This is a genomic window from Methylobacterium dankookense, from assembly GCF_902141855.1.
Lineage (GTDB): Bacteria > Pseudomonadota > Alphaproteobacteria > Rhizobiales > Beijerinckiaceae > Methylobacterium > Methylobacterium dankookense.
The window spans coordinates 23,113-41,363 of record NZ_CABFVH010000040.1; the positions used below are offsets into that span (position 1 = coordinate 23,113).

At 71.6% G+C, this 18,251-nt stretch carries 19 protein-coding genes; 12 read left to right on the forward strand and 7 right to left on the reverse strand.

The features are described 5' to 3' along the window. The first annotated feature begins 119 nt into the window (after window positions 1-119). The 5 genes from MTDSW087_RS22595 to rpsI all read left to right on the forward strand — a co-directional run bounded on the left by MTDSW087_RS22595 (window position 120) and on the right by rpsI (window position 4,053). Complete coding sequence (locus MTDSW087_RS22595) at window positions 120-1,709, forward strand: catalase (RefSeq protein WP_144767121.1); 1,590 nt, start codon at window positions 120-122, stop codon at window positions 1,707-1,709. 114 nt (window positions 1,710-1,823) lie between these two features. After that, entirely contained in the window at window positions 1,824-2,297 is a 474-nt protein-coding gene (locus MTDSW087_RS22600) for a cupin domain-containing protein (RefSeq protein ID WP_144767122.1), read from the forward strand. Window positions 2,298-2,359: 62 nt separating this feature from the next. After that, window positions 2,360-2,914, forward strand: a complete 555-nt coding sequence (locus MTDSW087_RS22605) for a CoA-binding protein (RefSeq protein ID WP_144767123.1) — start codon at window positions 2,360-2,362, stop codon at window positions 2,912-2,914. A gap of 192 nt (window positions 2,915-3,106) precedes the next feature. Beyond that, window positions 3,107-3,568 carry a 50S ribosomal protein L13 gene (rplM, locus tag MTDSW087_RS22610; protein WP_144767124.1) on the forward strand — a complete coding sequence of 154 codons (462 nt, stop codon included), beginning with the start codon at window positions 3,107-3,109 and terminating at the stop codon, window positions 3,566-3,568. 2 nt (window positions 3,569-3,570) lie between these two features. Continuing rightward, on the forward strand, window positions 3,571-4,053 hold the full coding sequence (gene rpsI / locus MTDSW087_RS22615) for a 30S ribosomal protein S9 (RefSeq protein WP_144767125.1): 483 nt from the start codon (window positions 3,571-3,573) through the stop codon (window positions 4,051-4,053). Between the two features lie 205 nt (window positions 4,054-4,258). Here rpsI and MTDSW087_RS22620 read toward each other — a convergent pair whose 3' ends face one another. From MTDSW087_RS22620 to MTDSW087_RS22630, 3 genes are all read right to left on the reverse strand, one after another. Then, complete coding sequence (locus MTDSW087_RS22620; RefSeq protein ID WP_144767126.1) at window positions 4,259-5,185, reverse strand: metallophosphoesterase; 927 nt, start codon at window positions 5,183-5,185, stop codon at window positions 4,259-4,261. Between the two features lie 105 nt (window positions 5,186-5,290). Further along, on the reverse strand, window positions 5,291-5,503 hold the full coding sequence (locus tag MTDSW087_RS22625; protein ID WP_144767127.1) for a hypothetical protein: 213 nt from the start codon (window positions 5,501-5,503) through the stop codon (window positions 5,291-5,293). A 248-nt stretch (window positions 5,504-5,751) separates the two neighbouring features. Continuing rightward, on the reverse strand, window positions 5,752-7,143 hold the full coding sequence (locus MTDSW087_RS22630; RefSeq protein ID WP_144767128.1) for an aminotransferase: 1,392 nt from the start codon (window positions 7,141-7,143) through the stop codon (window positions 5,752-5,754). Between the two features lie 109 nt (window positions 7,144-7,252). Here MTDSW087_RS22630 and MTDSW087_RS22635 point away from each other — a divergent pair, with 109 nt between their 5' ends. Continuing rightward, the gene (locus MTDSW087_RS22635) at window positions 7,253-7,789 is read left to right on the forward strand and encodes a hypothetical protein (protein ID WP_144767129.1); all 537 of its coding nucleotides are present in this window, start codon (window positions 7,253-7,255) and stop codon (window positions 7,787-7,789) included. Window positions 7,790-7,818: 29 nt separating this feature from the next. On the opposite strand, the gene MTDSW087_RS22640 is transcribed toward MTDSW087_RS22635, so the two are convergent. Together MTDSW087_RS22640 and MTDSW087_RS22645 are read right to left on the reverse strand one after the other, a co-directional pair. After that, on the reverse strand, window positions 7,819-8,094 hold the full coding sequence (locus tag MTDSW087_RS22640) for a hypothetical protein (RefSeq protein ID WP_144767130.1): 276 nt from the start codon (window positions 8,092-8,094) through the stop codon (window positions 7,819-7,821). A gap of 289 nt (window positions 8,095-8,383) precedes the next feature. After that, the gene (locus MTDSW087_RS22645) at window positions 8,384-9,583 is read right to left on the reverse strand and encodes a glycosyltransferase family 61 protein (protein ID WP_144767131.1); all 1,200 of its coding nucleotides are present in this window, start codon (window positions 9,581-9,583) and stop codon (window positions 8,384-8,386) included. A 252-nt stretch (window positions 9,584-9,835) separates the two neighbouring features. Between MTDSW087_RS22645 and MTDSW087_RS22650 the strand changes: the two genes are divergently transcribed. The 4 genes from MTDSW087_RS22650 (at window position 9,836) to greA (ending at window position 13,398) form a co-directional block, all read left to right on the forward strand. Further along, entirely contained in the window at window positions 9,836-10,996 is a 1,161-nt protein-coding gene (locus MTDSW087_RS22650) for a cell wall hydrolase (RefSeq protein WP_144767155.1), read from the forward strand. Window positions 10,997-11,192: 196 nt separating this feature from the next. Next, window positions 11,193-11,774 (forward strand): hypothetical protein, encoded by a 582-nt coding sequence (locus MTDSW087_RS22655; protein ID WP_144767132.1) that lies wholly within the window; start codon window positions 11,193-11,195, stop codon window positions 11,772-11,774. A 130-nt stretch (window positions 11,775-11,904) separates the two neighbouring features. Continuing rightward, window positions 11,905-12,891 (forward strand): acrylyl-CoA reductase (NADPH), encoded by a 987-nt coding sequence (gene acuI / locus MTDSW087_RS22660; RefSeq protein WP_144767133.1) that lies wholly within the window; start codon window positions 11,905-11,907, stop codon window positions 12,889-12,891. A gap of 45 nt (window positions 12,892-12,936) precedes the next feature. After that, window positions 12,937-13,398 (forward strand): transcription elongation factor GreA, encoded by a 462-nt coding sequence (greA, locus tag MTDSW087_RS22665; RefSeq protein ID WP_144767134.1) that lies wholly within the window; start codon window positions 12,937-12,939, stop codon window positions 13,396-13,398. 119 nt (window positions 13,399-13,517) lie between these two features. Here greA and MTDSW087_RS22670 read toward each other — a convergent pair whose 3' ends face one another. Then, a complete protein-coding gene (locus MTDSW087_RS22670; protein WP_144767135.1) occupies window positions 13,518-14,405 on the reverse strand; it encodes a LysR family transcriptional regulator in 888 nt (295 codons plus the stop codon). 110 nt (window positions 14,406-14,515) lie between these two features. On the opposite strand from MTDSW087_RS22670, the gene wrbA reads away from it, so the two are divergent. Next, window positions 14,516-15,112, forward strand: coding sequence for an NAD(P)H:quinone oxidoreductase (wrbA, locus tag MTDSW087_RS22675; protein ID WP_144767136.1), 597 nt, complete (start codon window positions 14,516-14,518; stop codon window positions 15,110-15,112). Between the two features lie 228 nt (window positions 15,113-15,340). Here the strand turns inward: wrbA and MTDSW087_RS22680 are convergent, their stop codons facing one another. Next, window positions 15,341-16,351, reverse strand: coding sequence for an L-threonylcarbamoyladenylate synthase (locus MTDSW087_RS22680; RefSeq protein WP_144767137.1), 1,011 nt, complete (start codon window positions 16,349-16,351; stop codon window positions 15,341-15,343). A gap of 145 nt (window positions 16,352-16,496) precedes the next feature. On the opposite strand from MTDSW087_RS22680, the gene MTDSW087_RS22685 reads away from it, so the two are divergent. Further along, a complete protein-coding gene (locus MTDSW087_RS22685) occupies window positions 16,497-18,239 on the forward strand; it encodes an acyl-CoA dehydrogenase family protein (RefSeq protein ID WP_144767138.1) in 1,743 nt (580 codons plus the stop codon). Window positions 18,240-18,251 lie beyond the last annotated feature (12 nt).

The following is an 18,251-nucleotide window of genomic DNA, read 5'->3' on the forward strand; positions in this document are numbered from 1 at the left end:
TTTGTGACGATGCATTTGCCTCTGGGTCACAGCGGGGTCATAACCCGTGTCCAGAACGGTTCCAGGCTGACCGCGTTGTCCGCCTGAACCTGTGGTTTCTTAAACGAGAGACGGTAGGCATGAGCGATCAACGCCCGATCCTGACCACCCGCCAGGGCCATCCGGTCCGGGACAACCAGAGCCTGCGCACGGTCGGTGAGCGGGGCCCGGCGACCCTTGAGAACTACCAGTTCATCGAGAAGATCACCCATTTCGACCGCGAGCGCATTCCCGAGCGCGTGGTGCATGCCCGCGGCGCCGGCGCCCACGGCTGGTTCGAGGCCTACGGCAAGATCGGCGACGAGCCGGCCTCCAAGTACACCCGCGCCCGCGTGCTCAACGAGACCGGCGTGAAGACGCCGATGTTCGTGCGCTTCTCGACCGTCGCCGGCGCCAAGGAATCGCCTGAGACCGAGCGCGACCCGCGCGGCTTCGCGGTGAAGTTCAAGACCGTCGAGGGCAACTGGGACCTCGTCGGCAACAACCTCAAGGTCTTCTTCATCCGCGACGCGATCAAGTTCCCCGACATGATCCACGCGTTCAAGCCGGACCCGGTGACCAACCGCCAGGAGGCGTGGCGCTTCTTCGACTTCGTGGCCCAGCACCCCGAATCGATCCACATGGTGACCTGGCTGAAGTCCCCCTGGGGCATCCCGGCCAATTACCGCGAGATGGAGGGCTCGGGCGTCAACACCTACAAGCTGGTCAACGACCAGGGCGAGGCGGTGCTCTGCAAGTTCCACTGGATCCCGAAGCAGGGCGTCCGCAACCTGACCTCGGCCCAGGCCTCCGAGATCCAGGGCAAGGATGTCGGCCACGCGACGCGCGACCTCTACGACAACATCTCCGCCGGCAACTTCCCCGAATGGGAGTTCGCGGTGCAGATCATGCCGGACGGCCCGAACGACCATCTCTCGTTCGATCCGCTCGACGACACGAAGCGCTGGCCCGAGGACCAGTTCCCGCTCCTGAAGTGCGGCCGGATGGTGCTCGACCGCGTGCCGGACAACTTCTTCGCCGAGGTGGAGCAGTCGGCCTTCGGCACGGGCGTGCTCGTCGACGGCATCGACTTCTCGGACGACAAGATGCTGCAGGGCCGGACCCTGTCCTACTCGGACACGCAGCGCTACCGCGTCGGCGCCAACTACCTGCAGCTGCCGATCAACGCGCCGCAGCCGGGCGTGAAGGTCCATTCGAACCAGCGCGACGGCACGATGACCTATCAGGTCGATGGCCACGGGCCGAACCGGCACATCAACTACGAGCCCTCGACGCTGGCCGAGGGCCTGCGCGAGGCGCCGAAGCCGGCACGTGACTACCACCAGCCGGTGAGCGGCAATCTCGGCCGCTACCAGACCTCGCGCGCCGAGGACGACTACACCCAGGCCGGCAACCGCTACCGCTCCTTCCAGGACTGGGAGCGCGAGGACCTGATCGCCAACCTCGTGGGCGACATGAAGCAGTGCCCGGAAGCCATCCAGCTCCGGATGGTCTGGCACTTCTGGCATGCGGACGAGGATTACGGTCGTCGCGTCGCCGAGGGCGCGGGCATCGACCTGGAGAAGGCCAAGGCCCTGCCGCCGCTGCCGGGCCGCGCCGCCCCGCACAAGCGCCTGACTACCGAGACCTACACGGACGGCACCCCGTCCCATAAGGTCGCCGCCGAGTAACATCGGCGCCCGAACGACGCCTTCTCCCCCGCGCGGCACCGCCCGCGCGGGGTTTTCTTTGTGCGCTGCGCGTTCCCACATCCCGAGGATCCGAGGATCGGAGAGGGCATCGGAATGGGTCAGACCTATCGCGCGGGCGGCGCGCCCAACGTCACCATCGGCGGGATGAAGGTGCATTACCTCGCCCGCAGCAGCGCGACGCGGGACGCCCTCGGCATCTACCGGATGGAACTCGCGCCCCACTCGCCCGGCGCCGGCCTGCACCGCCACGCCCGGCTCACCGAAACCTTCGAGGTGCATGCCGGCCGGCTCACCCTGCGGATCGAGGGCCACAGCCTCGAACTCGGGCCCGGCGACTTCGTGCTGATCCCGCCCGGCCAGCCGCACGCCTTCTCCAACCGTGGCGACGCGCCCGTCTCCTTCACCCTGAGCTTCACGCCCGCGCTGGGTCGCGAGGGCTTCTTCGAGGGCCTCGCCGAACTCGCCGCCACCGACCGCCTCTCGGACGAGGCGGCGATGGAGGCGCTGATGGAGCGCTACGACCAGGAGCCGCTGGAGGGGTTTTCCGGCTGGAGCAGCCTGGAGTGAGGGCAGAGTGAGGGCAGGGGTCGCTCTTGCGAAGCTGCGGCGAAGCATCGACAACCAGCCGCATGACCGCGACGCCCGACACCCTCGCTCGCAACCATGACCGCTACGCCGACGAGGCGATCCGCGCGATCCTGCGGGCGACGCGCTCGATCGCCCTGGTCGGCGCCTCGGCGAATCCCGCCCGGCCGAGCTGGATCGTACTGAAATACCTGATCGACCGTGGCTACGACGTGACCCCGATCAATCCAGGGCTCGCCGGCCAGGAGCTTCTCGGGCGCCGCGTTGTCGGCAACCTCGCCGAGCTGCCCGGCCCGGTCGACATGGTCGAGATCTTCCGCAACTCGGCCGCGGCCGGCCCCCTCGTGGACGAGGCGCTGGCCCTGCCGGAGCCGCCGAAGGTGATCTGGATGCAGCTCGGCGTGCGCGACGACGCGGCCGCCGCGCGGGCCGAGGCCAGGGGCGTCACCGTCGTCATGAACCGCTGCCCCAAGATCGAGTACGGCCGCCTCTCCGGCGAGATCGGCTGGACGGGCGTGAACTCGCGCATCATCAGCGCGAAGAAACCGAAGCTCTCTCCCAAGGGCGTGCAGAAGCTGACCATCGAGTCGCGCGGATAGGCGACACGATAACGGTATCATGATACCGTTATCGTGAAACCCTTGCAGATATTGGATTTTCCTGCGAGACCCGCGCAACTTTCCCGTTGACCTCGCCGGCGCGCCCGGCTATGCACCCGCCATCGCCGCCGCGGCCCCGCCGCGGCGGCGCCTCGTTTTTCGATACCCCACCGAACGCCACGGGACTTGGCCATGAAGACTACTTCGCTGAAGCCCGCCGACGTCGACAAGAAGTGGATCGTGATCGACGCGGAGGGCCTCATCGTGGGTCGCCTCGCCTCGATCGTGGCGATGCGCCTGCGCGGGAAGCACAAGGCCGCCTACACGCCCCACGTCGATTGCGGCGACAACGTCATCGTCATCAACGCCGAGAAGGTGAAGTTCACCGGGCGGAAGTACAACCAGAAGAGCTACTTCCACCACACCGGCTATCCGGGCGGCATCAAGGAGCGCACGGCCAAGTTCATCCTCGAAGGCCGCTTCCCCGAGCGCGTCGTGGAGAAGGCCGTCGAGCGCATGCTGCCGCGCGGGCCCCTGTTCCGCCAGATCCTCGGCAACCTCCGCGTCTACAAGGGCGCCGAGCATCCGCACGAAGCCCAGCAGCCGCAGACGCTCGACGTCGGCGCCCTCAACCGCAAGAACGTGAGCGCTTGATCATGGCGACCCTTCAGTCCCTCGCCGATCTGAACCGGGCGAATGTCGCCGCCGACGCCGCGAACGAGGCGCCGGTCCATGTGCAGAAGCTCGACGCGCAGGGCCGGGCCTACGCCACCGGCAAGCGCAAGGACGCGGTCGCCCGCGTCTGGATCAAGCCGGGCTCCGGCCAGATCACCGTCAACAAGCGCCCGGTCGAGACCTACTTCGCCCGTCCGGTGCTGCGCATGATCCTGCGCCAGCCGCTGCAGATCGTCGACCGTGTCGACCAGTACGACATCGTCGTCACGGTGGCCGGCGGCGGCCTCTCGGGCCAGGCCGGCGCGGTGCGCCACGGCCTCTCGAAGGCGCTCACCTACTACGAGCCGGAGCTGCGCGGCCCGCTGAAGCGTGAGGGCTTCCTCACCCGCGACGCCCGCGTCGTCGAGCGCAAGAAGTACGGCCGCGCCAAGGCCCGCCGCAGCTTCCAGTTCTCGAAGCGCTAAGCCTCCAACGATCGCGGCGCCCTTTCGAGGACGTCCAGTCCAGGGACCGGTTCGGGCATCGCCCCGAGCCGGTCCTTTTCGTTTTTCCGGGTGTCGAGAGGGATCATCCCTCTCGCGGGTTCGAGGCGCGGAGCCCTGGGATTTCCTGTCAGGGCTCCGCCCCGACACCCCACCGAGGGGACTCGTCCTTTCGGAATCCCGGGATTCAGCTCGCGGCGGCGGTGAGGGGTGGGCGGCCGAGCTCGATCAGCACGATCTCGGGCGGCACGCCGATGCGCACCGGCAGGCGGCTCATCCCGAAGCCGCCGGACACGATGATGTGGCGCCCGCCCGCCACGACGTGGCCGTAGGACAGGTCGAGCCCGCCCACCCGCCGGATCGCGGGCGAGTGGCCGAGCAGGCGGATCTGGCCGCCATGGGTGTGGCCGGAGAGGGTGAGCGCGACGCGGGACGGCACCTTCGGGAAGATATCCGGCTCGTGCGCCATCAGCAGAACGGGCGCGTCGTTCGTCACCTTGGCGAGGGTGCCGGGCAGGTCGTCGACGCCGCCGTCGCTTTCCTCGCTCATGAAGGCCTGCTGGTCGCCCAGTCCCGCGAGCCAGAACGGGCGGCCGTCCTTCACGAAGCGGGTCACGTCGTTTTCGAGAACGGGGATGCCGCGTGCTTCCAGGGCGCGGCGCGATTCCGGCGCGCCACGCCCGGCGATCTGCACGGCCTCGTCGTCCCAGTAATCGTGGTTGCCGAGGACGGCATGGATGCCGAGCGGCGCGCGCAGATCCCCGATCACCCGCGCGAAGTCGACGAGCGGCACCCGGCGCCAGGCGATGCGGCGCGAGGCCGGATAGTCGCCGAGCAGCAGGACGATGTCGGGCTTGAGCGCGTTCGTGGTCGCGACGATCTCGGCGACGCGGTCCAGCGACATGAACGGCTCGCAGACGTGGAAGTCGGCGAGCACGGCGACGCGGAGCGATGGGCCGTCGGCCCAGCCCGGCAGGATAGGGGCGTAGCGGGTCACCACGAGCCGGTGCAGCGGCTCGATGCCGATGCCGTAGGTCGCGGTCGAGAGGCCGAGCGTCGCCGCCGTCGCGCCGAGCCCGGTCAGGAACTGCCGCCGACTCGGCAGGATCAGCATCGAAGGTCCTTCAGGCGGAATGTGGCAGGCGGAATGAGGCGGCGCGAACCTATCGCGCCGCAGCATTCGAGCCAATCAGCCCGCTATGGCCGAATCGTGGTCCGATCAGATGATCGGCGCATCCTCGTGGACGAGATCGAGGATGCCACGGCGGGCCTTGGTCCCGGCTACGGGCTTCTTCGCGGCGGCGGGAGCACGGGTCGCGGCGGCGAGCGCCGGGAGGGCGAGGGGACGGAAGCCGCAGCGGCCTTCGGTCTGGTCCATCTGGCGACGCTCGCTGTCGGAGGCGTCGGCCTGGGTCTCGCGCGGGGGGAACATCGGGGGTCCTGCTGACGGTTGCGTGGCGCGGCACGGCGGATCGTCGGCCGCAGGGGGGATTCAATCGCCGGCAACCTGAATGCCGGCTTAAGGATCGACCCTTCCACCCGTCAGCAGGATATAAATACAATATACCTATGGCTTTCCCGATCATGTTGGATCGGGAAAGCCATAGCGCGTCAAAACAAGGCTTAGAGCCGTGCCCCGTCGCAACGCGATCGGGAACGGCTCTAAGAGCGCTCCACAGTTCAGGGTGCCGGGACCGCCGTCAGGCCTTCGGCCCGGATCCAGTCGCGGGTGCGGTCGAGCGCCCGGGCCAGGCGGTCGAACAGGGCGTCGATCTCGGCCTCCGTGATGATCAGCGGCGGGCAGACCGCGACCCGGTCGCCCGCCAGGAAGCGCACGATCAGGCCTTCACCTTGCGCGAAGGCGACGCAGCGCGCGGCCACCCCCGCCTTCGGCTCGTACTGCGCCCGGCTCGCCTTGTCGGCGACGATCTCCAGGCCGCCGATCAGGCCGATCCCGCGGGCCTCGCCGACGATGTCGTGCTCGGCGAGGCGGGACAGGCGCGCCTGGAAATGGGGCGCCTTGGCGGCCACGCCCTCGACGATCCGCTCGCGGCGGTAGATCTCGATCGTCTTCAGCGCCACCGCGCAGGCGACGGGATGGCCGGAATAGGTGGTGCCGTGGCCGAAGGTGCCGAGCTTGCGGCTCTCGGCCAGCATCGCCTCGTAGAGCGGCTCGTCCACGCTGACGCCGCCGAGCGGCACGTAGCCCGAGGTCACCGCCTTGGCGAAGGAGATGGTGTCGGGGCGGGCGCCCAGCGCCTCCGAGCCGAACCAGGTGCCGAGCCGGCCGAAGCCGCAAATCACCTCGTCGGCGATGAAGCGCACGTCGTAGTTGGCGAGCACCGCCTGCACGGCCTCGAAATAGCCCTCCGGCGGCACGATGGCGCCGCCCGCGCCCATCACCGGCTCGGCGATGAAGGCGGCCACCGTCTCCGGATCCTCGCGCAGGATCAGCGCTTCCAGCTCGCCCGCGAGCCGCTCCGAGAAGGCGCGCTCGCTCTCGCCGCTCTGCGCGAATCGGTAATGGTGCGGGCAGGCGGTGTGGAGGAAGCCCGGCAGCGGCAGGTCCCAGTCGGCGTGGTTGGCGGGCAGTCCCGTGAGCGAGGCGGTCGCCACGGGGACGCCGTGATAGCCGCGCTGCCGGCCGATGATCTTCTTCTTGCGCGGGCGGCCGAGCGCGTTGTTGTAGTACCACGTGAGCTTGACCTGGGTGTCGTTGGCCTCGGACCCCGAGGAGGTGAAGAACACCTTCGAGGTCGGCACCGGCATCAGGCCTTTCAGCACCTCGGCGAGCTCGATCGCCGGGTCGTGGCTGCGCCCCGAGAACAGGTGGCCGAAGGGGAGCCGGCCCATCTGGGCGCGGGCGGCCTCGGCGAGCTCATCGTTCGAGTAGCCGAGCGCCGTGCACCAGAGCCCGGACATGCCCTCGATATAGGGCTTGCCCGCCGTGTCGTAGACGAACACGCCCTCGCCGCGCTCCAGCACCAGCGGGCCGGTGCTGCGGTGGGCGTCGAGATTGGTATAGGGGTGGAGCAGGGTTTCGACGTCGCGGGTCGCGAGGTTCGAGAGCATGGCGGGTCCGGTTGCGTGAGCGCGTTCCGCCACACTACCGGCCCGATCCCGGCCCAGTAACCCCGACGGACCCCGGACGGATCGCCGCCGGGCGCATGGACTGAACCGGATGCTCGAGCCCGCCCAGATCGTCGCCACGCCCGCGCCGGGCCGGGCCTGCGGCACCTGCACCCTGTGCTGCAAGGTCTACGACGTACCGTCGGTGGAGAGCGTCGCCGGGCAATGGTGCCGGCACACGCTGGCAGGCAAGGGCTGCGCCATCCACGCCGCGCGGCCCGACCATTGCCGCGCCTTCCATTGCCTGTGGATGACCGAGAGCTGGCTCGGGCCCGAATGGAAGCCGGACAAGGCCAAGATGGTGCTCGCCCTCGACCCGGCGACCCGCAACATGAACGTGCAGGTCGATCCCGGCCAGGCCAATGCTTGGCGGCGCGAGCCCTATTACGGCCAGCTCAAGCGCTGGGCCGCAGCCTCGATTCCGAAGGGCCGGCACGTGCTGGTCCACGTCAACAAGGCGACGACGGTGGTGCTGCCCGACCGCGACGTGCCTCTCGGCGTGCTGACGCCGGAGGACCGCATCGTCTCGCGCCCGCGCATGACCCCGCAGGGGCCGACCCTCGACATCGAGGCGGTGCGGGCCGCCTGAGGGGCCCGCACCGTTTCCATCGAGAGGTTTCAGGCCGCGAGCCGGAGAGCCGCCGGGGCCGGCACGGGCCGCCGCGGAAGGGCGGCCACGGTGCAGCGCGCGCCCGGCGCGGCGTCGCCGCCGTTCCAGCGGCACACGAGCCGGCCGGTCACCGGATCGAGGCTCCAGGCCGCCCGCAGGTCGCGGCGCGGCAGGGGCTGGGTCCGCGGCGGGGAAGCGGCCGGTACGGTCCGCCGGCCGGTCCGGATCGGCGCGGTGGCGGCGGCCATCGGGAGGACGGCCAGGATCAGCTTGAGAAGGGACATGGGGCACCTCGCTGGGACCGGCCGCTCGCGCGACCGCGTCCGCAAGGCGCGCCCCGTCAGGCGCCCAGGCGGGCCGCGACCGGCGCGAACGGCGCGGTCGATCGACTGTGACTGTCGCTTGGCATGGGGTTGACGGGTCCGTGGAAGGTGGCCGGGCGGAGGGTCCGGCGGGGCCACGCCGCCCCCTTAAACCGCTCCGCTTCCCTGTCAATCCTGCCCCGGCCGGCAGCGCAGGTCTGATGCGCCGGCTTCGGGCCGGGCGCCATCAGGAAGTCGTTAGGAGGTGGCCTCAGCGCAGGCCGATGCGGTCGAGCAGGCCGGCGAGATCGGCCGGATCGATGGTGAAGTCGCGCAGGTGGTCCCGCTGCGCGCTCTCCGCGGCGTGTCCGTAGAGCGCGTGGTAGCCCTGGCCCCGTGCCGCGGCGATGTCGCGGTAATAGGGGTCCTGGAAGGTCTCGGGCGCGAGATGCACCACCGGCGTGCCGGGCGGGCAGAACACCGTGTTGACGAGCCCCGCCCCCTTGATGCCGACCACCGCCTCGGCCCGGGCGAACAGGCCCGCCTGCTCCGGCACGCCCATGCGCTCGGTGTCGAGGATCTCGAAGCCGCGGGCGCGCAGCAGCGCGTGGATCTCCGCGCGGTTGAGGAGCACGCGCTCGCGCAAGGGGTTGCGGCCGACGAACAGGCGCAGGGAGCGCCGGCCGTGCAAGGCCGCGCGCAGGCGCGCGCCGGCGACCACCGGCAGCAGTCCGTGCCCGCGTCGCCCGAGGCGCCGGTCGACCTCGGCCATGGCCTCGGGCGATTTCGCGATGCCGGCATGCTTCACCGGGGTCGCGTAGTGCAGCCGCGGGAAGCGGTAGGTGGTCTCGGGGTCGAGGAAGCTGATCGCGAGCGGGCCGCCCGCGAAGAGGCGGCTGGTGCGCTCGCGCATCCGGTTGTTGAACCAGTCCTGGCGCGGCAGGACCAGGGTGACGGTCTCGCCCGGATGGCGGCGGCGCAGCGCCTCCACCGCCTTCAGCCGCGGCAGGTCCTCCAGGAGCCAGTGCCCGTAATTGAAGGAGCCCTGGTTGCCCACGTAGAGGTGCGGCCCGGGCCCGGCGGGGCCGGCCTCGGGCGCGGCGTCGAGGACGAGCGGACCGGCCATGAGCCGGTCCTGCGGCAGGTGGGTCTCGTAGATCACCGAGGCGCCCCGGAACAGCACGTTCCGGCGCAGGCTGACATCGTCCAGGGCGACGAGGAGCGCGGGCGGCGCGACCCCGCGCGCATCCGGCGCCTCGCGGAAGGCCCGCACCATCGCCTCCGGGGCGGTGACGCCGCGCAGATGCAGGGTCTCCGGCATCGGCCAGTCGTAGGACCAGCCCGGATAGAGCTCCGCCAGCACCGTGCCGGCCGGCGCGCGCTCCCGCAGCCGGGCCACGATGTCGGGCTCCTCGACGGGCCGGCCCGCGGGATAAAGCGCGTCCGGCGCGCAGGAGACGTACTCGGTCATCGGGGGCGGGTGATGGCACAGGCGGGCCGGCGCCGCACGCGCGAAAGCATCGGGATGCAATCCCGGGCTCGCGGCTTAACGGTCCCGCAACCATACCGGGCAATAAAACCCGTGGTGCCGCTTGTCCTTCGCCGGGCACGGCCCGCTCGGTCGCCGTAACAGGTTGCGTTCGCCGTGAAGACGAGACGTGGACGACGCGGAACGGGCCTGCGCCGGCTCTCCTCCGCCATGATCGCCCCGATGGCCTCGGCCATGGCGCCCTGGGCGGCGGCCCTGACCCTGCTCGTCTCCTTCACCGCCTCGGCGGGGACCGAGAGCGCGCTCGGCTCCAGCGTGCTCGCCGCGGGGGATCTGCGCATCGTCCCGGCCCTGCCGCCGGGGACCGGGCTCATCGGCGCCATCGCCCGCCGCGACGGCGCGCACGACCTCCTGATCGAGCGGGCCGACACGATGCCGGCGCGACGCCTCGGCGAGGAGCCCCTCCACGCCGACCTGAAGGCCCAGGCCCGGGTCTTCCCGGCGGTGCAGCGCGCGGGCAAGGGCGACCCGGCCCGGCCGCTGCGCCCGAGCTTCGAGCGCCGTGCCGCGGGTCTGCGCGACGCGCCCGGCGCGCTGATCTTCGGCAACGTCACCGGCAATGTCAGCGGCGTGCTCACCCCCGGCGCCGCCACCTGGAACCCGGAGCTGGAACCGGAGAACGCCTTCGTGCCGGTGCCCGATCTCGGCCTGACCACGGGGGCAGGGAGCGCCGCCTCGACGGGCGAGGGCCGCGCCGATACCACCGCCGACCTCGAATCGGACCGGCACGACGGCTCGACGCCGCCGGTGCCGCGCGCGGTCGCGCTCTCCTCGACCACGCCCGCCCCCGCCGACGCCATCCCCGTGGAGGTGGCCGCGGCGAGCCTCGCCTTGCCGGACTTCGCCTTCCGCCCGGCCACGCCCGCGGCGCCGCTCGCGCCGGAGGCCGGCCGCAGCCGCTACGCCGACCTGATCAGCCCCGACGCGATGGAGCGCGAGCAGCGCTGTCTCGCCGAGGCCGTCTATTTCGAGGCCCGCAGCGAGCCGGAGGCCGGCCAGGCCGCGGTGGCGCAGGTGGTGCTCAACCGCGTGAAGAGCGGGCTCTACCCGACCAATGTCTGCGGCGTCGTCTACCAGAACCGCCACCGCTTCATGGGTTGCCAGTTCTCCTTCGCCTGCGAGGGCAAGTCGCTGCGCATCACCGACGCTGCCTCCTGGCAGACGGCGGCCCGCGTCGCGCAATCGGTGATCGAGGGGCGGACCTATCTCAGCGAGGTCGGCGCCGCGACGCACTACCACGCCGACTACGTGCGTCCCGGCTGGTCGCGCCGCCTGCGCAAGATGGACGTCATCGGCCGGCACATCTTCTACACTTTGAAACCGGGGCAGACCTGATTCGCACAGCTTTCTTCGGCAGCTGTTTACTTAGGTAGAGGCCTCCTAAGCAGTCGATCCCGAGGGTTAATTTTACCCTGATTCGGGATTAGGCTTGCTTGTTCGGCAACCGCGACGCCTTCTGCACGTCGAGATGGGTGCGAGCCTTCGCGCCCCATCCGATCCTGCCGTATCGCGTTCCAGAGGAAGCCGATCCATGACCGCCCCGGTCGCACGCATCTCCAGCCTGCTCGCCGCGCTCGGCGGCCTTGCCCTGCTCGCCGGCCCGGCCCAGGCCGGCGGCTGCTACGGGGCCGAGTGCTACCGCCACGTCACCACGCCGCCGGTCTTCGACACCGTGCAGGAGAACGTGCTGGTGCGCCCGCCGCGCACCGTCTACCGCAGCGTCCCGCCGGTCTTCGACACCGTCTCCGAGCGTGTGATGGTGGCCCCGGGCGGCCGGGTCTGGACGACCCGCCGCGGGCCCTATGGCGAGCTGATCGGCTGCTGGGTCAACACGCCGCCGCGCTTCGCCGTGCAGACCCGCCGCGTGCTGGTGCGCCCGGGCGCGACGATCCCCGAGACGATCCCGCCGGAATATGCCAGCGTCAGCCGCCGCGTGCTGGTGGCGCCGGCTCGCTCGGGCTGGGTGCCGGTGGGCGGCGGCTACGGCGGCGGCTACGGCCCGGGTCCGGGCATCGGCTCGATCCCGGACGCTGTCGGCATCACGGGGGCGAGCTCGGCCGATATCGGCGTCGGCCTCGGCTTCTCCCGCGGCAGCCTCTACGACGGCTACTGAGTTCGGCAGGCCCGATCGGCCCGAGGGCCGGCGCCGCGTGACGGCGCCGGCCTCGTCGTTGCCGGTCCCACTTTCCTTTCCGGACCGCCCGAGCCACCTAGATCCCGAAAAACATCGGGAGGCTTGCGGCATGGCGGCGTTCAAGGCGTGGGTGGTCGAGAAGGGCGAGGGCGGCCAGAGCCTGACCTTCCGCGACTTCGACGAGGCCGACCTGATGGAGGGCGACGTCACCGTCCGCGTCACCCATTCGGGCCTGAACTACAAGGACGGGCTCGCGCTCACCGGCCGTTCGCCGGTGGTGCGCCGCTTCCCCATGATCCCCGGCATCGATTTCGCGGGCGTGGTCGAGGCCTCCGAGGACCCCGCCTACAAGCCCGGCGACCCGGTGGTGCTCACCGGCTGGGGCGTGGGCGAGACCCATCTCGGCGCCTATGCCGAGAAGGCGCGGGTGAAGGGTGGCTGGCTGGTGCCGCTGCCCGAGGGCCTTGCGCCCGAGCAAGCCATGGCGATCGGCACCGCCGGCTACACCGCGATGCTCTCCCTGATGGCGCTCGAGGCGCATGGCGTGAAGCCCGAGGCGGGCCCCGCCATCGTCACCGGCGCCTCCGGCGGCGTCGGCTCGGTGGCCGTGACGCTGCTGTCGCGGGCCGGCTGGCACGTCATCGCCTCGACGGGCCGCGATTCCGAGTCCGATTACCTGCGCGGCCTCGGTGCCGCCGAGATCCTCGACCGGGCGGAACTGTCGATCCCCGGCAAGCCGCTGGGCCGGGAGCGCTGGGCCGCGGGCGTCGACGCGGTCGGCTCGACGACGCTCGCCAACCTGCTCGCCCAGACCAAGGCGGATGGGGCGATCGCGGCCTGCGGGCTCGCCCAGGGCATGGACCTGCCGTCCTCCGTCGCGCCCTTCATCCTGCGCGGCGTGGCGCTGCTCGGCATCAACAGCGTGACGACGCCCCAGACGAAGCGCCGCGAGGCCTGGGCCCGGCTGGCCAAGGAGCTCGACCTCGCCAAGCTCGCCGCGATGACGACGACCGTCGGCCTCGCCGAGGTCGGGCGGCTCGGCGAGGCGATCCTGGCGGGCGAGGTGCGTGGGCGCACGGTTGTGACCATCGTCTGAGGTCCGGGCCGGAACCGCGGCCGTTCCGACCGCGTTGCCCGTTTCATGAGCATTGCATTCGTTCGCGAGAAGGAAGGTGGCGAGGCGTTCGAGGATCTGCCGGACCGCCCCCTCTCGCCGCACACCAATTTCGTCACGCCCGAGGGCCTCGCCCGGATCGAGGCCGAAGTCGCGCGCCTGCAGGACGAGGTCGGCCAGCTCTCGCCCGAGGACAAGGCCGGCAATGCCCGCGTCGCGCGCGACCTGCGCTACTGGACCGCGCGGCTCGGCTCGGCCCAGCTCGTGGAGCGCGTCGAGGGCGACACGGTGCATTTCGGCTCGACCGTGACGGTGCTGCGCGAGGACGACAGCGCCCAGACCTTCCGCATCGTCGGCGAGGACGAGGCCGACCCGACCAAGGGCTCGATCTCCTACGTCGCCCCGCTCGCCCGCGCGATCACCGGCAAGAGCGTCGGCGACGTGGTCGAGGTGAACGGCCACGAGATCGAGGTCACCAAGATCGCCTGAGGTCCGGGATTCCAAAGGGATCATCCCTTTGGCGGGGTATCGGGGCGGAGCCCTGATCTTCGATCGCAGGGCTCCGCCCTGGATCCGCGAGAGGGATGATCCCTTTCGACACCCGGACTTCAGCCGCGTCCCTCGAAGCGGGGGCGCAGCGGCAGCAGGGCCTCGGCCGCGAAATCCATGAAGGCGCGCACGCGCAGGCCGTGGCGCAGGTCCGGATGCGTCAGCAGCCAGAGCTCGGCCTGAAGCTCGGCCTCCGGCTCGCCGAGGCGGCGGAGATCCGGGCAGGCATCGCCGACATAGCAGGGCAGCGGCCCGATCCCGATCCCGGCGCCGACCGCCTCGCGCAGGCCGTCCACCGTGTTGAGGCGCAACGCGATCCGCTCCGGCTCCGTCCGGGCGCGCACGAAGGCGGCGAAGCGCCCGCCCGCCACCGTCTCGGCGAGGCTCACCCAGCGTTGCGCGTCCGGCCGCTCCGTCTCGCGGTCGGCACGGCCGTAGACGGCCCAGGCGATCCCCGACAGGCGCCGCCCCACGAGGTTGGCCGGCGGGTCGCTGCTCGCGCGGATGGCCACGTCCGCGTCCCGCTGCGACAGGTTGAGCGCGCCCTCCGCCGCGATCATGTCCACGCGCATGGCCGGGTGGCGGACGAGGAAGCGGGCGACGACCGGGATCAGCAGGTCCCGCACGAAGCTCGCCGCCGCGGTGACGCGGATCTCGCCCGCCGGGCTCCGGGCGTGGCCGGCCACCGCCCGGCCGAAGCCCGCGACGTCGGCCTCCATGCGCGCGGCGGCGGCGAGCATCGCCTCGCCGGCCGGCGTCGGCAGGTAGCCGGTGCGCAGCCGCTCGAACAGGCGCACGCCGAGCCCCGCCTCGATCTGCGCGAGGCGGCGGAAGGCCGTCGAGTGGTTGATGCCGAGATGAGACGCCGCCCGGGTCAGGCCGCCGCGCTCGGCCACCGCCTTCACGAGGCGGAAATCGTCCCAGGCGAGGTCCGGCTTTGCATTCATGCAAGGTCATTCTTGCACGGCAGGGCATTTCCGCAAGGCGCCAGCGGGGCGATATGGCGGCGAGCGGCGGGGGTGGAGCCCCGGCCGGGATGTTCGAGGAGGTCGCGTCGATGGCGAAGGTTCTGGTGCTCTACTACTCGTCCTGGGGCCATGTGGAGCAGATGGCGCTGGCCGCCGCCGAGGGCGCCCGCGAGGCCGGCGCGGAGGTGACGGTGAAGCGGGTGCCGGAACTGGTACCCGAGGAGGTCGCCCGGCAGTTCCACTACAAGCTCGACCAGCAGGCGCCGGTCGCCGACCCGAACGAGCTGGCCAACTACGACGCGATCATCTTCGGCACGCCGACCCGCTTCGGCAACATGGCCGCGCAGATGAAGCAGTTCCTCGACCAGACCGGCGGCCTCTGGGCGAAGGGTGCCCTCGTCGGCAAGGTCGGCTCGGTCATCACCTCCACCGCCTCGCAGCATGGCGGCCAGGAGACGACGCTCACGAGCTTCCACACCGTGCTCCTGCACCACGGCATGGTGATCGTGGGCCTGCCCTACAGCTTCCAGGGCCAGAACGGGGTGGAAGAGGTGAAGGGCGGCTCGCCCTACGGCGCCACCACGATCGCGTCCGGGGACGGCTCGCGCCAGCCGAGCCAGGTCGAACTCGACGGTGCCCGCTACCAGGGCCGCCACGTGGCGACGATCGCGGGCAAGCTCGCCTGAAGACGGTGGCGCCCTTCCGCATGGCGGGGGAGGGCGCGGCATGGCGGACCCAAGAAAATGGCGGGCCCAAGAAAAAAGGCTCGGATTGCTCCGAGCCTCTGAAGGATAAAGGCCATTGGGGGCTGAACTGGCCTTCGTGATCCATCAACGGGGGCCTGCGGCCATTCGTTCCCGGCTCCGCCAAGATTTTTCCCAAGATTTTTCCCAAGATTTTTTCGAGAGCGAATGTCAGCGCGGCGCCGCGGCCCGCGCGAGCCGGTCGCGGATCGCCTCGCCGAGCCCGTCCGCGGGGATCGGCGCTACGGCGATGGTCGCGGCGCCCGAGGCGTCGAGGCCGCGCAGGGCCGCGAACAGGTTCGCTGCCGCCTCGGCGAGGTCGCCGGCCGGACTGAGGTTGCGAGCGGCGACGGCGCCGTCGAGGCCCCGCGGCGCCTGGGGGCCGAACAGCAGGGCCGCTTCGCCGGGCGCGATCCCGTCGGCGTCGAGGCGTACCCGCGCCCGCGGCGCGTAGTGCGAGGCGAGGAGCCCGGGGCCGACCGGGCGCGCCGCATCCTCCGCGCCGGCTTCCCCGATGGCGCGGCCGAGCACGTCGCGGATCATCGCCCGGGTGACCGCCCCCGGCCGCAGCAGCCGCGGCGTATCCCCCAGGCAGGCGACCACCGTCGATTCGACCCCGACCCGTGCCTCGCCCCCGTCGAGCACCGCGTCGAGCCGCCCGTCGAGGTCGGCGAGCACGTGCGCCGCCGAGGTCGGGCTGACATGGCCGGAGCGGTTGGCCGAGGGGCCGGCCACCGGCCGCCCCGTGGCCGCGAGCAGGTCGCGGGCGAGCGGGCTGCCGGGCACGCGCAACGCCACGCTGGGGAGCCCCGCCCGGGCGAGATCGCAGACCGTGCAGGCGGCGCCCGCCGGCACCACCAGGGTGAGGGGGCCCGGCCAGAAGGCGGCGGCGAGCGCCTCGGCGGCCGCGTCGAAGGCGCCCTCGGCGCGGGCGGTCGCCGCATCGGGCAGGTGGGCGATCAGCGGGTTGAAGCGGGGGCGCGCCTTGGCCCCGAAGATCGCCGCCACCGCGGCCGGGTCGCTCGCATCGCCGCCGAGGCCGTAGACCGTCTCGGTGGGGAAGGCGACGAGCCGGCCCCCCCGCAGCAGGGACGCCGCCTCGGCCACGCCCGCCGGCGTGCCAGGGAGCAGGCGCGTGCCAGCCTCCAGGGCGGAGGAGGCCGTTGACCGGCGATCGTTCATATATAAACTATCTCCGTTCGCGACGGCGGCTCGGTTGGACGGCGCGCCTGGGCCGGCGTATCTCGGCGGATCAGCGCCGGCCTAGCCCTCGTTCCGCCGGCGCGTCAAACGGCCCGCATGACAGACGGGCCGAGGGAGGTTGTCCGTGAGCTACCGCGCGCCCGTATCCGAGATGGTGTTCACGCTGGCCCACGTCTCCGGCATCCCGGGCGATGCGGTGAGCGTGGAGGATGCCGAGGCGGTCCTCACCGAGGCGGGCCGGCTGGCGAACGCGGTGATCGCGCCGCTCAACCGCAGCGGCGACCGGCACGGCTCCACGCTCTCCGGCGCCGCGGTGACCACGCCCCCCGGCTGGCGCGAGGCCTACCGCGCCTTCACGGAAGGCGGCTGGAACGGGCTCGCCGCCGACCCGGATTTCGGCGGCCAGGGCCTGCCGCACACCCTGAGCGCCGCGGCGACCGAGATGTGGAACGGCGCCAACCTCGCCTTCGGCCTCTGCCCGCTGCTCACCGCCGGCGGCATCGAGGCGCTCTCCGCGCACGGCTCGGACGACCTGAAGGCGCGCTACCTGGACAAGCTGATCTCGGGCGCGTGGACCGCCACCATGAACCTGACCGAACCGCAGGCCGGCTCGGACCTCTCGGCGCTCCGCACCCGGGCCGAGCCCGTGGGCGACGGCACCTACCGGATCACCGGCGCCAAGATCTTCATCACCTACGGCGAGCACGACCTCACCGACAACATCCTCCACCTCGTGCTCGCCCGGCTGAAGGATGCGCCCGCTGGCACGCGCGGCATCTCGCTCTTCCTCGTGCCGAAGGTCCTGCCGGACGGCAGCCGCAACGACCTGCGCTGCTCAGGGATCGAGCACAAGCTCGGCATCCACGCCTCGCCCACCTGCTCCATGGCCTTCGGGGACGAGGGCGGCGCCATCGGCTGGCTCGTCGGCGAGGAGAATCGCGGGCTCGCCTGCATGTTCACGATGATGAACGCGGCCCGGCTCGGCGTCGGGCTCCAGGGCGTGGGCGTCGCCGAGGCGGCCACGCAGCGGGCGCTCGCCTATGCGCAGGAGCGCCGCCAGGGCCGCGCCCCGGGCGACGCGCAGGCGAGCCCCATCGCCGCGCATGCCGACGTGCAGCGCATGCTGCTGACCATGAAGGCCTACACGGCCGCCGCCCGCGGCATCTGCTACCTCACCGCCGCCGCCCTCGATGCCGCCCATGGCGAAGAGGGGCAGGCCGCGGCCGACCGCGCCTCGCTGCTGACCCCGGTGGCCAAGGCCTTCTCCACCGACATCGCCAACGAGGTCACCTCGCTCGGCGTGCAGGTCCATGGCGGCATGGGTTTCGTGGAGGAGACGGGCGCCGCTCAGCTCATGCGGGACGCGCGCATCCTCGGCATCTACGAGGGCACCAACGGCATCCAGGCCATCGACCTGACGAGCCGCAAGCTGCCGCTCAACGGGGGCGCCACGGTGCGGGCGCAGATCGCCGCCATGCGCAAGGTCGCCGAAGGACTGCTGAAGAACGCCGATCCGGCCTTCGGCCACATGGCCGCGCGTCTGCGCGCCGGCATCGAGAGCCTCGACCGGGCGACCAGCCACCAGCGCGCGGCGCTCGCCTCCAACCGGCCCGAGGCGGCGCTCGCCGGCGCCACGCCGTATCTGCGCCTGTTCGGGCTCGCCCAAGGTGCGGCCTGCCTCGCCAAGGCGGCGCTCGCGGCCAGCGCGGCGCTCAAGGCCGGCGAGACCGACCCGGCCCACCGCGCCCGCATCGCGCTCGCCCGCTTCTTCGCCGAGAACCTGCTGCCGGCGGCCTCCGGGCTGGAACAGGCGGTCACCGAGGGCGGCGCCTTCGCGGACGAGGCGGCTCTGGCGCTCGCGCACTGAGGGGGACCACGC

Bases quoted from the DNA above. Each gene is read 5' to 3' on its own strand.
- MTDSW087_RS22620 (WP_144767126.1), bottom strand. From the start codon at position 5,185: ATGCTGATCCTGCCGAGTCGGCGGCAGTTCCTGACCGGGCTCGGCGCG.
- MTDSW087_RS22605 (WP_144767123.1), top strand. From the start codon at position 2,360: ATGACCGCGACGCCCGACACCCTCGCTCGCAACCATGACCGCTACGCC.
- MTDSW087_RS22650 (WP_144767155.1), top strand. From the start codon at position 9,836: ATGGCGCCCTGGGCGGCGGCCCTGACCCTGCTCGTCTCCTTCACCGCC.
- wrbA (WP_144767136.1), top strand. From the start codon at position 14,516: ATGGCGAAGGTTCTGGTGCTCTACTACTCGTCCTGGGGCCATGTGGAG.
- MTDSW087_RS22600 (WP_144767122.1), top strand. From the start codon at position 1,824: ATGGGTCAGACCTATCGCGCGGGCGGCGCGCCCAACGTCACCATCGGC.
- MTDSW087_RS22625 (WP_144767127.1), bottom strand. From the start codon at position 5,503: ATGTTCCCCCCGCGCGAGACCCAGGCCGACGCCTCCGACAGCGAGCGT.
- MTDSW087_RS22645 (WP_144767131.1), bottom strand. From the start codon at position 9,583: ATGACCGAGTACGTCTCCTGCGCGCCGGACGCGCTTTATCCCGCGGGC.
- rplM (WP_144767124.1), top strand. From the start codon at position 3,107: ATGAAGACTACTTCGCTGAAGCCCGCCGACGTCGACAAGAAGTGGATC.
- MTDSW087_RS22595 (WP_144767121.1), top strand. From the start codon at position 120: ATGAGCGATCAACGCCCGATCCTGACCACCCGCCAGGGCCATCCGGTC.
- acuI (WP_144767133.1), top strand. From the start codon at position 11,905: ATGGCGGCGTTCAAGGCGTGGGTGGTCGAGAAGGGCGAGGGCGGCCAG.
- MTDSW087_RS22630 (WP_144767128.1), bottom strand. From the start codon at position 7,143: ATGCTCTCGAACCTCGCGACCCGCGACGTCGAAACCCTGCTCCACCCC.
- rpsI (WP_144767125.1), top strand. From the start codon at position 3,571: ATGGCGACCCTTCAGTCCCTCGCCGATCTGAACCGGGCGAATGTCGCC.
- MTDSW087_RS22670 (WP_144767135.1), bottom strand. From the start codon at position 14,405: ATGAATGCAAAGCCGGACCTCGCCTGGGACGATTTCCGCCTCGTGAAG.
- MTDSW087_RS22640 (WP_144767130.1), bottom strand. From the start codon at position 8,094: ATGTCCCTTCTCAAGCTGATCCTGGCCGTCCTCCCGATGGCCGCCGCC.
- MTDSW087_RS22655 (WP_144767132.1), top strand. From the start codon at position 11,193: ATGACCGCCCCGGTCGCACGCATCTCCAGCCTGCTCGCCGCGCTCGGC.
- MTDSW087_RS22635 (WP_144767129.1), top strand. From the start codon at position 7,253: ATGCTCGAGCCCGCCCAGATCGTCGCCACGCCCGCGCCGGGCCGGGCC.
- MTDSW087_RS22680 (WP_144767137.1), bottom strand. From the start codon at position 16,351: ATGAACGATCGCCGGTCAACGGCCTCCTCCGCCCTGGAGGCTGGCACG.
- greA (WP_144767134.1), top strand. From the start codon at position 12,937: ATGAGCATTGCATTCGTTCGCGAGAAGGAAGGTGGCGAGGCGTTCGAG.